Origin of the sequence: Microbacterium sufflavum (assembly GCF_023091155.1) — a bacterium.
In the GTDB taxonomy this organism is placed as follows: Bacteria; Actinomycetota; Actinomycetes; order Actinomycetales; family Microbacteriaceae; genus Microbacterium; species Microbacterium sufflavum.
In genome coordinates, this window is sequence record NZ_JAHWXK010000001.1 from 274,777 (window position 1) to 287,160 (window position 12,384).

The following is a 12,384-nucleotide window of genomic DNA, read 5'->3' on the forward strand; positions in this document are numbered from 1 at the left end:
CTCGTCATCCTCCCCGGATCTCCCGCCACGCGCGACCGGCGCGACGCCGTGCCCCGATCGCCGTCAGCCGCCACTCCTCGATCCGCCCGATGCCGCCCGCGGGGTGCCGCAGGCGCTGTCGCAGGGTCGCGGGCGCGGCGCCGGGCAACCGCAGGTGCGTGAGGCGCTCCGCCGAGAAGTACCGGCGGCGCTCGTCATCGTCGAGGTCGCGCAGGACCTCCTCCGCGCGCTCTCGCAGGTGCTCGGCGACGAGCGGCTGCATGGCATAGCCGACCGCATCGACGAGGCGCTGCAGCTCGGGCGGCTCCGGGCGCGCGGCGTCGGTGCGGGTGAGGGCGTCGACGATCGTGAGCGGGATGCGGTTGCTGTTCTCGAACGGAGCGAGCGTGCCGAGCAGGTCCGCGGTCCCGGCGGCACCGATGTCGCGGCCGAACACCGTGTGCACGGTCGGCAGCGCGGTGGAGAACGCCGCGACCACGGCCCGCGCATCGAGGCGTTCGGCCGCCAGTTCCGCAGGCCCCGTGCCGCGGTGCTCCTCGAACGCCATGCCGAGCGACTGCGCCCTGGCACGGACGGCATCGGCGAGCAGGGGCGGCGCCGCCGGATGGGGCTTGAACACGATGCGCTCCGGCTCCCACGCGGCCGCCCGGTCGACCAGGCTCTGCTGCAGCGCGATCTCCTGCGCCGGTGTCTGCAGCCCGAGCGCCGACAGGTACTGCCCGAGCACCAGCACGGTGGACGGTCCCGGCTCCGGGTCCGCCGGCACCTCCGGCACCTCCGGCGTCGCGGTCTCGCGCAGCGCCGCCGCGAAGGCCGCGGGCGGCACCGGCACGGTCTCGGCGGTCGGCGACGCGACGAGCGGACGCACGCCGGGCACGACGTCGGCGTAGACCACACGGCCGATCCGTGCCGTCACGGTGTGCGGCAGCCGCACCCGCATCGGCGCATACGTCATGAGGCCGTCGCCCACGATCGTGAGACGCGCGTCGGGGAACAGCCCGAACAGCGTCCGCGCCGGAGCGACCTGCGGGCTCTGCACGCACAGCTCCAGGTCGCGGGGGTCGATGCCCCAGGCCCGGGCGATCAGCCGACCGAGCACGGGCAGTTCGCCCTCCGGGGGCTCCCACGCGCTGGGGTGCAGCGGGCCGAGGAGGTCTCCCAGCGGCTCGATGCGGTCGAACCGGGCGCGCAGCCGACCCAGGGCCGGGTCGGCGTCGATGCCGACCGCGAGCTCGGGCACGCGCGACGAGGTGAACGGCACCAGCACCTGCTCGGGGCGCGCGGCGGTCGGCCCATCGAGGAGGCCGCTGTCGATCGCGGCGACGGCGGTCGCGAGACCGTAGGCGCTGTGCAGCGCGAAGACCCGCGTCACGGCGTGTGCCCCGCACGTCGGAGCGTGCGCGCGAGCACGCGGCGCCGGGGCGCGTCGAGCCGCTCGACCACCGCGGCGACCTCCGGCGCGGGGAGACCGCGGAGCAGCTCGCGGATGCGCGACCGCATCTCCGCGCGCACCGGCGGCGACATGCGCCGCGAGCGCACCAGGTGGTGCGAGCTGAGCGCGAGCGCGGTCCACACGGCCTTGGGCAGGAAGCGCTCGGCGTCGCGGTCGCGCTGCGCCAGGGCGACGACCTGGGACAGGGCCTCGGCGAAGTCGAGCTGCCGCCGGTCGGCGATCTGGGTGAGCGAGCCCGCGACGCCGCGGCGGTAGAGCAGTGCCGGGGCGTCGACGACCGCGAACGACGAGGCCTCCAGGTGCAGCCGCCAGATCCACGGCCGGTCCTCCGCGGTGAACAGTCCGGGCGGGAACCCGGCCAGGCCCCGGTCGAGGAGGCGGCGGTGGAACAGCCCGGCCCACGCGTACGGGTAGTCGACCATGGTCGGCTCGTCGGCGGGCAGGATGGCGCTCCGCGGCGGGGCGACGGTCTCGCGCCAGGGGAACGGCGCGCGCACCAGCGTGCGGCGGGTGCCGGTGACGGTCACGTGATCGGTGCGGACGAAGTCGCAGCGCAGCGCGCGCAGGCGAGAGGCCAGCACGGCCAGCCGCCGCGGCTGCAACCAGTCGTCGCCGTCAAGGAAGCAGAACGTCTCGCCCTCGACGAGCGCGAGACCCTGGTTGCGGGCGCTCGCCAGGCCGCGCGGCGTCGGGTTGTGCACCACCCTGGCGCGCGGGAACCGGTCGGCGTAGTGCTGCATGAGAGCGCGCGTGTCGTCGCGGGAGCCGTCGTCGATCGCCACGAGCTGCAGATCGTGCGGGTCGTCGAACTGCCGGGTGAGGGTCTCGAGGGTCGTCCCGATGTAGGGTCCGGCGTCCTTCGCGGGAAGGATGACGGTGACGAGGGGCGTGCGCACGGAACTCCCGGGGTGGGCGGTGTGCGGAGATCGTCGCAGTCGCGCGTGTCCGGTCGGCGACGTCACGGTGAACGGCGGGTGACGCGAGGCGCGGCAGGCACAACGCTGAGGTGTGGTCCGCACCCGAACGAACCACACCCCCAGTGCGTTGCACTGCCGGGTGCGAGCACCCGGGAAACCGACACCGTGCGGTGCCGGCCCACCCCGCGGTTTACTGGCCCCCACCAGCGGGCCGAGGGGTGTGCGTCGAGAGCGACTCCATGAAGATCAACACTCAACACGTAACATGATACATACCTCTCCACGAGATGCCGAATCGATGCGGGGAGCCGCGTCGATTGGCGCGGTCACCCGGCATCCGCGACCATGGACCCCATGCTCTGGCCGTTCGGAACGATCTGGCGACCGGTGCGACGGCGCCGCCGGAGCACCGGGATCGACCTGCGCTGGCTGTCCGCGCGCACGTGGACAGAGCGCTGGTATCCCCAGGGCATCGACGTGGGCCGGCTGCGCGGACGACGCACGCTCGCGGTGAGCTGGTTCCGCCAGGACAGGGCGGGCCGCCACCTCGCCTCCCGGGTCACGATGATCGACCTCGACCGGTCGCGTCACCTCGACGTGGTGCTCGCCGTCCCCGGGGAGGACGGCCGCCTGGAGCCCGCCCCGATCCACGCCGGCGGCCTCGCGTGGTTCGACGACCGCTTGTTCGCGGCGGCCACGGGCCAGGGGATCTGGGAGTTCGACCTGGCGCGGCTCCGCCGGGTGCGCGGCTCCGACGCCCACCGCCTGGCCGGGAGCCGCCGCCGCGGCGGTCGCAGCACCGTGCTCGTCGCCGTGCGCACGGCGCAGCACCCGGTCGACCTCCGCTGCTCGTTCCTCGGGCGGGTGTTCACGGCCGACGGCACTCCCCTGCCCCGTGTGCTCATCGGCGAGTACCGCGGGAACGACCGCGGCGTGGTCGGCGAGTTCGACATCCCGAGCGCCGCGCAGCCCCGCTTCGTGGAGCGCGACCGGGTCGCGCCCGGCCTCCGGCACCTGCAGGGCGCCGTGCGCTGGGGTGAGACGCGCTTCGTGTCGCAGTCCGATCTGCTGCACCCCGGAGCCCTGTGGACCGATCGCGACGGTTCCTGGCGGCGACACCCCGTTCCGCTGCCCGCCGGATGCGAAGACCTCGCCCTCGACCCCGAGGCGGGGGTGCTGTGGACGCTCGGCGAGCACCCGTGGCGACGCGTCGTCCGCGGCATCCCCTTCTCCGCGCTCGACCTCCCCGGGTGAGCGGCGGCGGCTGGCACATCGGCGGGCGAACGTAGACTGAGGGAGTGAAGAAGCCCGCCCCCCTCCTCGTCTACACCGTGCTGCGCCTGCTGGCATTCCTCGTCCCGCTGGCGATCCTGTGGTTCTTCTTCCCGATCTTCCGCGAGTTCTGGTGGCTCGCCGCCATCTTCGCCGCCCTCATCGGGGCGAGCATCTCGATGCTGTTCCTGCGCACGCCGCTGTCCGACGCCTCGGCGCGTCTGCACGAGCGGCGCGAGGGCCGCGTGTCGGGTCAGCAGGCCGATGCCGATGCGGAGGACGAGGCGATCGACGCCGCCCCCGACGAGACCCGCCGCGACTGAGCCCTTCCGCGGTCAACCGACGGACGCGGAGATCGCGACGGACGCCCGGATCACGACGGACGCCGAGACCAGCCGATGAACGTCCAGATCAGCCGACGAACGCCCAGAACAGCGCGCCCGCGTAGAGCAGCGACGTGAGCGAGGTCAGGGCCAGTGCCGTCACCAGCTCCCGCGGCTGACGGTACGTCCAGACGATCAGCACGGCGGGCAGCCCCGCCAGCAGCGCGAGCAGCGCGATCCACGCGATCGGGAACAGCAGCGCCAGGAACACCGCGATCCCGAACGGCGCGAGGACGAACAGGGTGAACAGCACCTGGGTCGCACGCCGCCCGATCAGCACCGTGAGCGTGCGCTTGCCGACGGCGCGGTCCTGCTCGATGTCGCGGAGGTTGTTCGCCAGCAGCACCGCGCACGCGAACAGGCCGGCCGCGATCGCCCCCAGCCACGCCTGCTGCGGGAGTGCGAAGATCTGCACCCACGTGGTGCCGAGCGTCGCCACCAGCCCGAAGAACACGAAGACGAACACCTCGCCCAGGCCGTAGTAGCCGTAGGGGCGCTTGCCGCCCGTGTAGAACCACGCCGCGACGATGCACGCCGCGCCGACGGCCAGCATCCACCACTGCTCCGTGCGCACCACGATCGCGAGGCCGACCGCCGCGGCGAGCGCGAAGAACACGAGCCCGATGATCAGCACGGTGCGCGGCTTCACCCGCCCGGAGGCCGTCAGCCGCGCCGGACCGACACGGTGGGCGTCGGTGCCGCGGACCCCGTCGCTGTAGTCGTTCGTGAAGTTCACGCCGATCTGCAGCAGCACCGCGACCGCGAGGCAGGCGAGGGCGATGACCCAGTGGAACTCCGGCCCCGTGCTGCGCGCGGCGCCCGTGCCGATCACGACCGGCGCGACCGCCAGCGGCAGGGTGCGCAGTCGTGCGGCGCCGATCCAGTCGGAGACGGTGACCGGACCGGCCTCGACCACGGGCCGCTTGGCCGGGTTTCCGCTGGTGTGCGGTCGGGTTCGGGTGCCGCTCTTCTTCTTGCGCCGGGAGGATGCTGCCACGCACGAAATCCTAGTCGGCGCGGCGAGGGGACCCTCAGCGGTGCGGGTTGCTGTCCTTGCCGTCGAGCCACAGGGTGTCGGAGGCGTCGCTGTGGGAGCCTGCCGTGCCGACGTGCTTGTCGCTGATCTTCGGTCCCTTGAGGATGACGTGGGTCATGGCCTGCGCGTGACCGTGGCCGAGGCCGTACTCCTGCTTGAGCCACGTGAGCACGACCGTGGACTTCGTGCCCTCGTCGAAGCCCTGGGCGCGGGCGAGCTCGATGAACTGGCGGGGCGTGAGCCCGGTCTGGGTCTCGACCTTGTCGAGGTAGGCCTGGAAGGACATGGGTTCTCCTGATCAGTCGTTGTCGAGGAAGGTCTGGACGATGGTGGCGGAGGCGTGGATGCACAGGATGCGCAGCAGCCCCTCCCCCGCGTTCGTGAAGCCGTGCGGCGTGAAGGCGGCGACCGTGGCGGTGTCGCCCGGTCCGGCGAGGAGGAGCCGGTCGCCGACGCGGAGGCGGACGGTCCCCTCGAGGACCACCCAGGTCTCCGAGTACGGGTGCCAGTGCAGCCCTGGACCCTCGCCCGGCTGATTCTCGACGAAGAAATAGGACACGTCGGCGCCGTGCTCGGCCCCGACGAACCGGCGGCTGCGGCCGGTGCCGATGCGGAGGTCGGCGTCGCGGACGAGCGACGAGGGAGCGGGTGTGGTGGTCATGTGCCCAGTCTCGACAGCGCACCCGCGGGCCCCTAGTGTTTCGATGTGGATCGAAACTCAACGCCCATCGAGGGGCGGGAGCATCCTGACCACCGGGTCGAGTTCCACCTGAGTCCCGGTGACATGGAGGCGGTGCGCTTCGGTGTCTCCCCCGGCCACGAACTGGCCCACGCCGTCCGCGCCCTCCTCCGCCCGGCGGCGCATCCGCTCCAGTGGGGGTGGCTGCGCGTCGTGCGCGAACGGCTGCCGCGCGACGGCTTCGCGCTGCTCGCCGCGGTGATCGGCGACGACGGCTACCTTCCCGACTTCCTCACCACGACCCCGCGGTGGGACCTCACCCCGGAGGCGGAGCTCGCGGCGCTCCGCACGACCGCGCTGGAGCCCATGCGCGTGGACCTCGGGAAGATGGTGCAGCGCTCCGCCGGCCGTCGACGCGAGGCGCTGCGGGACATGCGGGACGATCCGGCGCGGGCCAGGGCGCGGATCGCCGACGCCTGGTCGGAGCTGTGGGAGGTGGTGCTGGACCCGGTCTGGCCGCAGCTCGAACGGCTCCTGCGCGCGGACATCGCGGTGCGGGCACGCGCGATCGCCACGTCGGGCATCGCGGGGATGGCGAGCGACCTGCATCGGCAGGTGTCGTGGGGCGACGGCGCCGTGCGGGTGTCGCTGCGGCGGCACAGCGAGCGGGTCGACTGCCGCGGCAGCGGACTGGTGCTCGTGCCCTCCGTGATGTCGTCGTGGGGCTGCATGGTGCTCACCGAGCCGCCCGCGCAGCCGACCCTCTTCTATCCGGCCCGCGGGGTCACGGCCGGGTGGGCGCGCGACACCACCGAGGTCGAGTCGGCCCTGGGTGCCCTGCTCGGCCCGGCCCGGGCCGGCATCCTGCTGCGGGCGGGCGCCGAGCGCACCACGTCGCAGGTCGCCGCGGAGGCCGGGATCGCGGTGTCGACGGCGTCGCACCACCTGACCGTGCTGCGGGAGTCGGGGCTGATCGCGAGCGAGCGCCGCGGCAGCCGCATGCTGCACCTGCGCACCCCGCTCGGCGAGGCCGTGGTCGGCGCGGCGCTCTGACACGGGCGGGTCAGCGCGCGGTCGTTCGACGGCGCAGACCGCGGCGACGCGACGCGGATGCCGGCCGACGGTGCGCGCTGCGGCGGTGGACTACTCCCCGGCGCCGACCGGGATGATCGGGCGGTGCTCGTAGTAGGTCTGCAGCACCACCGTCGTGCGGGTGCTCACGTTGGCGGCGAGCCGGACGTCGCGCACGAGCTGCTCCAGGTCGCGGGGGGTCGGAACGCGGACGAACAGCATGTAGCTCGCCTCTCCCGCGATGGAGTGACAGGCCTCGATCGCGCCCAGGTGCTCGAGCAGCTCCGGCGCGTTGTCGGGCTGGGCGGGGTCGAGCGGGGTGATCTCGATAAACGCCGACAGCGGAGTGCCCACCTGCTCCGGGTCGAGGATCGCTCGGTAGCCGGAGATCACCCCGCGCGTCTCCAGGCGGCGCAGGCGGGACTGCACGGCGGAGACCGAGAGGCCGACGGCCTCGGACAGCTGGGACAGCGTGGCGCGGCCGTCACGGGAGATCGCGGCCAGGATCGCGCGGTCGACAGAATCATCCATGGCTGTAAGATTATCGTCAGGATTCCGTATTCGCCGGAATCTTTCCGTTAAACACTGCGATCGGAGGTTCCGATGTCCCTCGTTTCCGCCAACAGTTCCGCTGTCCAGGCCATCGTCGGCGAACCCGAGGTCGTCGAGGACGCGTCGACCGCGGAGCAGTCCGCCGCCTGGACCCAGTTGAAGTCGGCCGCCATCGCGCTGCGCGAGCTGCAGATCAAAGACGGCTCGATCCCCGAGGCCGCGCACCACGACGACGCCCGCGCGCTCGTCGGCGCGATCACCGCGAGCATCCAGGCCCTCGCCCCCGCCTTCCCGCACGATGCCGACTACCTCGCCGCGTCCGTCGCCGACTTCGAGCGGTGGGCGTCGGAGGACTTCGGCGTGCCGGACTTCCTCGACTCCCTCGTGGCTTTCCAGCCGCAGCAGCACCGCATCGACGGCATCCGCCACCTCGTGGTCTTCCCGATGTACACCCAGAACGGCTCCAGCGATCGCCTGGTCGAGGCGCTGATCGTCGAGACCATCTGGCCCGAGTTCATCGCCGCGCTCGAGGCCGGCGACTACGGCAACAAGCTGTTCGTCTCGCTGCGACTCGTCGACTTCACCCCGGGCTACGACACCAACTCCGCCGTGCTGTTCCCCGAGACCGTCGCCATGCGCGAGATCCCGACGTTCACGTGGGGCGCCATCTTCCAGGACCGCGAGGCCGCCCGCTACCGCCGGGTCGTCCGCGCCGCCGCCGGGATCACGAACCTGGAGCTGCCGGAGCGCGCCGCCGCGATGCTCGACGACCAGGAGATGGCCGAGAAGACGTTCGTGATGTGGGACATCATCCACGACCGCACGCACATGCGCGGCGACCTGCCGTTCGACCCGTTCATGATCAAGCAGCGGATGCCGTTCTTCCTCTACTCGCTGGAGGAGATGCGCTGCGACATGACCGCGTTCCGCGAGTCGGTCAAGATCGAGCGCGCCCTCGACGCCCGCGTGGCGGCGGGCGAGGAGCTCACCGAGACCGAGCGCGAGATGCACGAGTACGCGCACCTGGTGCAGTACGCCGTGATCTTCGACCGCATCTTCCGCTTCGCGATCACCGGCACCCGCGTCCGCAACTACGACGCGGTGGGCGGCCAGCTGCTGTTCGCGTGGCTGCACCAGCGCGGCGTGCTGCACTGGACCGACACGGCCCTGGCGTTCGACTGGGACAGCGTACCCGACGCGGTCGTGGCGCTGGGCGATGCGATCGACGACCTGTACTGGCACTCGATCGACCGTCCGAAGGTCGCGCACTGGCTCGCCGCCTACGACCTCGTGCGCGGCACGCTCACCCCGCACCCCGCCTCGCAGTGGGCACGCGGACTCTCGGACGAGATCCTCGCCGGCGCCCCGAAGGGCTACACCGACGCGGTGATGGACGACGAGTTCCCCCTGTCGATGTTCTTCGAGACGCTCGACAAGAAGATGAAGCCCGTCATCGAATCGACGGTCGGCATCCGCGGCACGGACGACTGATCCGCACCGCCACCGTTGTGACGCTGGGGCGCACAGCCTCTGCGGCCGGAGACCCGAATCCGGGTCCGGCCGCAGAGGCCTTCTCGGCAGGAGGAGAGTGATCGCATGACCGACATCACGCCGCACGGACCGCGCGGACGCACCGTGCTCCTGGCCGGGGCCACCAGCGCCGCGGGACTCGCCGTCACCCGGGCCCTGCACGACGCCGGCGCGCGGGTGGTCGCCACCGGCCGCTCGGCCGAACGCCTCACCCCTCTCGCCGACGCGGGAGCCGAGACCCGGGTGGCCGATGCGACCTCCCTCGCGGAGATGACCGCGCTCGCGGAGCAGCTCGGACCCGTCGATGCCGTGGTGCCGCTCGTGGGCGGCTGGCGCGGCGGCGGAGGTCTCGCGGGACAGAGCGACGAGGACTTCGACGCGCTGCTCCCGGCACTCGGGGCCGTGCGGGCCACCAGCCGGGCGTTCGATGCGGCCCTGCGCGCCTCGACGGCCGGGCGGTTCGCGGTCGTGTCGTCGACGGCGGTCGCGCGCCCCCTCGCCGGTGGCGCGAACTACGCGGCGGTGAAGGCGGCGAGCGAGGCGTGGACGCGCGCGGTGGCGCACGGGTACGCGAAGGCTGCGCGCGACGCCGGCGAGCCGCTGCGCGCCGCCGCGGTGGTGTTCCGCGCGAAGGCGCTCGACCCCGCAGCCCTCGCGGCCCGGGTCGCCGCGCTGTGGGAAGACGACGCGGCCGAGCTCAACGACCGGATCATCGACCTGGGCTGATTCTTTGACGTCGCGCGGACTACGGGCGACGGACGGGCGGGCTGCGGACGCGCGGGCTGCGGACGCGCGGGCTGCGGACGGCGGGCTGCGGACGGCGGACGGGCGGGCTGCGGGCGGGCGGGCTGCGGGCGGGCGGGCTCCGGGCGGGGCTGCGTCCGTGTGGGTCAGCGGGACTCGGGCGGGATGCCGCGGACGACCGGGGGCGCATCGGGGTGGTGGCCGTGCGCGCGGCGGTCGCGCGCGTCGCCCGTCTCCTGCCGCTCACCGAGAGGATCGTGTGCCGCGGGGCCGGTGCCCTCGTCCGTCGCGTCGGGCGCCTGATCCGGCGCCGTCGCGTACAGCTCGGTGAGGTGACGGTACGACCGCGTGAAGAACGCCAGCGTCGCCGCGACGACCATGATCAGTCCGGCGAACAGGCAGATGAGGGCGATGCCGCGCGCCTCACCCTCGCCGAGCAGCCACTCCCACTGCCGCTGCCCCTCGGCGGTGTCCATGTACGGGATCACGACGTACTCCGCGATCGGCGCGATGAGGAAGGCCGTGATCGGGGCGGCCGCGGCCTCCATCGCCGCCGCCGTGCCGAACACCCGCCCCTGTCGCGTGAACGGCACGACCTTCTGGATGACCGTCTGCTCGGCGGCCTCGACCGGAGGGACCAGCGCCATGTACACCCACATGCCCAGCACGTACAGCGGCCACCACTCGCGCAGCATGAAGATCGCGCCGAGGAGCCCCATCGCGATCACCACGAGCAGCATCGTGCGCACCGGTTTCTTGCCCAGGCCGAACTTCGCGACCAGACCGCCGCCGATGAGGAAGCCGGTGGAGGAGAACGCGAGCGCGAAGCCCCACATCTGCGCATCGAACAGCGTGAGGCCGTACGGGTCCATGAGCGCCATGTAGACGCCGCCGATGAGGTTGTTGAACGTGGAGAACACGATGAGGGCGAACAGCCCGGGCGCCTGCCGGATGGCCTGCACGCTGCCGCGGAAGTCGACCGCGCTCTTCGCCTCGGGGTCGACCTCCGGCTCGGACTCCGGGATGCGGATGAACAGCAGGTGCGCGAAGGTGAGCGCCATCGCCACGATCGCGATCCCCAGCGTCCACCCCATGCCGAGGAACCCGATCGACAGGCCGGAGAACACGCTGGTCACGAGGAACGCGATGCCCTGCACCGTGCCGACCAGACCGTTCGCGTTGGCCCGCTTCTCCTCGGGCACCAGCAGTGTCACCGTCGTGGACAGCGCGATGTTGCGCAGCTGCTCGATCACGCCGCCGAACAGGATGATGCCAGAGAACAGCCAGAACCACGGGCCGCCCAGGTCGAGCAGCGCCGCCTCGGGCTGCCACACGTAGAGCACGCCCGCGACCAGGAACGCCACCGCCGAGATGACGCTCGACAGCAGCATGACCCGGTGCTTGCGGTGCCGGTCGACGATCGTGCCGAAGAACATCGCGAAGAACGCGACGAACAGCATGTAGGCGCCGCCGATGATCCCGGTGGCCAGCACCGACCGCGTCTCGATGTACACCCAGAACGTGAGGGCGAACCAGAGGAAGCTCGTCGTCACGTTGGCGATCAACGTGTTGACGAGGACGTTCGCGAAGGCCGTCTTCGCCGCGGTGCGCTCCATGGGTTCGAGGGTAGGGCGGGGCTCGGACATCCGGTAGGGGAACCGCGATTAGGCTTGACCGGTGAGCATCCCCCATGACCCCGCTCTGCGGGGCTTTGCCAGCGACAACTACTCCGGCATCCACCCCGAGGTCCTCGCCGCGATCGCCGCCGCGAACGGTGGCCACCAGGTGGCGTACGGCGAAGACGCCTACACCGCCCGCCTGCAGGAGGTCTTCCAGCAGCACTTCGGCGAGGGCGTCCAGGCGTTCCCGGTGTTCAACGGGACCGGCGCGAACGTCACCGGCTTGCAGTCGATGCTGCCGCGCTGGGGTGCCGTGATCGCCGCATCGACCGCGCACATCAACGTCGACGAGGGTGGCGCGCCCGAGAAGATCGGCGGCTTCAAGCTGCTCACCGTGCCCACCGACGACGGCAAGCTCACCACCGAGCTCATCGACCGCGAGGCGTGGGGCTGGGGCGACGAGCACCGCGCGCAGCCGCTGGTCGTGTCGATCACCCAGTCCACCGAGCTCGGCACCCTCTACACGGCCGACGAGATCCGCACGATCGCCGACCACGCGCACGAGCGGGGCATGAAGCTGCACCTCGACGGCGCCCGGCTGTCCAACGCGGCCGCCGCACTCGACCTCCCGCTGCGCGCCTTCACGCGCGACGTCGGCGTGGACGTGCTGACCTTCGGCGGCACGAAGAACGGGGCCATGCTCGGCGAGGCCATCGTGGTGCTGAACCCCTCCGCCGCCGACGGGCTGCCCTACGCCCGCAAGTTCAACATGCAGCTGTCGTCGAAGATGCGCTTCGTCTCGGCGCAGCTGATCGCGCTGCTCGAGGGCGACCTGTGGCTGCGCAACGCCCGGCACGCGAACGCCATGGCCGCCCGGCTCCGCTCCCGCATCGAGGCGGGGCTCGCCGACGGTTCCGTCGCCGGTGTCGAGTTCACCCAGCCCACCCAGGCCAACGGCGTCTTCGCGACGCTGCCCGAGGGCGTTGCCGACCGGCTGCGCGACGTGTTCCGCTTCTACGACTGGGACGCGGCCCGGCGCGAGGTGCGGTGGATGTGCGGCTTCGACACCGAGGAGTCCGACGTGGACGCCTTCGTCGACGCGCTCGGACGCCTCACCACCGCCTGAGC

Annotated in this window: 13 protein-coding genes; 6 read left to right on the top strand and 7 right to left on the bottom strand. The window is 72.2% G+C overall.

The annotated features are described in order from the left end of the window. Positions 1-4: 4 nt before the first annotated feature. Positions 5-1,372 (bottom strand): polysialyltransferase family glycosyltransferase, encoded by a 1,368-nt coding sequence (locus KZC56_RS01425; RefSeq protein ID WP_247637677.1) that lies wholly within the window; start codon positions 1,370-1,372, stop codon positions 5-7. After that, positions 1,369-2,349, bottom strand: coding sequence for a glycosyltransferase family 2 protein (locus KZC56_RS01430; protein ID WP_247637678.1), 981 nt, complete (start codon positions 2,347-2,349; stop codon positions 1,369-1,371). Before KZC56_RS01430 ends, KZC56_RS01425 begins: the two co-directional genes overlap by 4 nt. 375 nt (positions 2,350-2,724) lie before the next feature. Between KZC56_RS01430 and KZC56_RS01435 the strand changes: the two genes are divergently transcribed. Together KZC56_RS01435 and KZC56_RS01440 are read left to right on the top strand one after the other, a co-directional pair. Continuing rightward, positions 2,725-3,624, top strand: coding sequence for a hypothetical protein (locus KZC56_RS01435; RefSeq protein WP_136028657.1), 900 nt, complete (start codon positions 2,725-2,727; stop codon positions 3,622-3,624). Between the two features lie 44 nt (positions 3,625-3,668). Continuing rightward, positions 3,669-3,965, top strand: coding sequence for a DUF4229 domain-containing protein (locus KZC56_RS01440; protein ID WP_136028656.1), 297 nt, complete (start codon positions 3,669-3,671; stop codon positions 3,963-3,965). 88 nt (positions 3,966-4,053) lie between these two features. On the opposite strand, the gene KZC56_RS01445 is transcribed toward KZC56_RS01440, so the two are convergent. From KZC56_RS01445 to KZC56_RS01455, 3 genes are read right to left on the bottom strand one after another with little or no spacing between them, the layout of a single operon-like run. Beyond that, on the bottom strand, positions 4,054-5,022 hold the full coding sequence (locus tag KZC56_RS01445; RefSeq protein WP_247637679.1) for a 1,4-dihydroxy-2-naphthoate polyprenyltransferase: 969 nt from the start codon (positions 5,020-5,022) through the stop codon (positions 4,054-4,056). Positions 5,023-5,056: 34 nt separating this feature from the next. Then, positions 5,057-5,347: a DUF4287 domain-containing protein gene (locus KZC56_RS01450; RefSeq protein ID WP_247637680.1), complete on the bottom strand. Its 291-nt coding sequence runs from the start codon at positions 5,345-5,347 to the stop codon at positions 5,057-5,059. Between the two features lie 12 nt (positions 5,348-5,359). Beyond that, the gene (locus tag KZC56_RS01455) at positions 5,360-5,722 is read right to left on the bottom strand and encodes a cupin domain-containing protein (RefSeq protein ID WP_247637681.1); all 363 of its coding nucleotides are present in this window, start codon (positions 5,720-5,722) and stop codon (positions 5,360-5,362) included. Positions 5,723-5,767: 45 nt separating this feature from the next. Here KZC56_RS01455 and KZC56_RS01460 point away from each other — a divergent pair, with 45 nt between their 5' ends. Then, positions 5,768-6,793: an ArsR/SmtB family transcription factor gene (locus KZC56_RS01460; protein WP_247637682.1), complete on the top strand. Its 1,026-nt coding sequence runs from the start codon at positions 5,768-5,770 to the stop codon at positions 6,791-6,793. A gap of 90 nt (positions 6,794-6,883) precedes the next feature. Here KZC56_RS01460 and KZC56_RS01465 read toward each other — a convergent pair whose 3' ends face one another. Then, on the bottom strand, positions 6,884-7,342 hold the full coding sequence (locus KZC56_RS01465; RefSeq protein ID WP_136037198.1) for an Lrp/AsnC family transcriptional regulator: 459 nt from the start codon (positions 7,340-7,342) through the stop codon (positions 6,884-6,886). 72 nt (positions 7,343-7,414) lie between these two features. Between KZC56_RS01465 and KZC56_RS01470 the strand changes: the two genes are divergently transcribed. Next, on the top strand, positions 7,415-8,854 hold the full coding sequence (locus KZC56_RS01470; RefSeq protein ID WP_136028651.1) for a DUF6421 family protein: 1,440 nt from the start codon (positions 7,415-7,417) through the stop codon (positions 8,852-8,854). A gap of 105 nt (positions 8,855-8,959) precedes the next feature. After that, complete coding sequence (locus tag KZC56_RS01475; RefSeq protein ID WP_247637683.1) at positions 8,960-9,619, top strand: SDR family oxidoreductase; 660 nt, start codon at positions 8,960-8,962, stop codon at positions 9,617-9,619. Between the two features lie 164 nt (positions 9,620-9,783). Here KZC56_RS01475 and KZC56_RS01480 read toward each other — a convergent pair whose 3' ends face one another. Beyond that, the gene (locus KZC56_RS01480) at positions 9,784-11,253 is read right to left on the bottom strand and encodes an MFS transporter (protein ID WP_247637684.1); all 1,470 of its coding nucleotides are present in this window, start codon (positions 11,251-11,253) and stop codon (positions 9,784-9,786) included. 61 nt (positions 11,254-11,314) lie between these two features. On the opposite strand from KZC56_RS01480, the gene KZC56_RS01485 reads away from it, so the two are divergent. Then, complete coding sequence (locus tag KZC56_RS01485; RefSeq protein ID WP_206252836.1) at positions 11,315-12,382, top strand: threonine aldolase family protein; 1,068 nt, start codon at positions 11,315-11,317, stop codon at positions 12,380-12,382. Positions 12,383-12,384 lie beyond the last annotated feature (2 nt).

What these genes read in the sequence shown, in the direction of transcription:
- KZC56_RS01435 (WP_136028657.1), top strand. Translation starts at nt 2,725, where the DNA reads ATGCTCTGGCCGTTCGGAACGATCTGGCGACCGGTGCGACGGCGCCGC.
- KZC56_RS01450 (WP_247637680.1), bottom strand. Translation starts at nt 5,347, where the DNA reads ATGTCCTTCCAGGCCTACCTCGACAAGGTCGAGACCCAGACCGGGCTC.
- KZC56_RS01455 (WP_247637681.1), bottom strand. Translation starts at nt 5,722, where the DNA reads ATGACCACCACACCCGCTCCCTCGTCGCTCGTCCGCGACGCCGACCTC.
- KZC56_RS01465 (WP_136037198.1), bottom strand. Translation starts at nt 7,342, where the DNA reads ATGGATGATTCTGTCGACCGCGCGATCCTGGCCGCGATCTCCCGTGAC.
- KZC56_RS01470 (WP_136028651.1), top strand. Translation starts at nt 7,415, where the DNA reads ATGTCCCTCGTTTCCGCCAACAGTTCCGCTGTCCAGGCCATCGTCGGC.
- KZC56_RS01475 (WP_247637683.1), top strand. Translation starts at nt 8,960, where the DNA reads ATGACCGACATCACGCCGCACGGACCGCGCGGACGCACCGTGCTCCTG.
- KZC56_RS01480 (WP_247637684.1), bottom strand. Translation starts at nt 11,253, where the DNA reads ATGGAGCGCACCGCGGCGAAGACGGCCTTCGCGAACGTCCTCGTCAAC.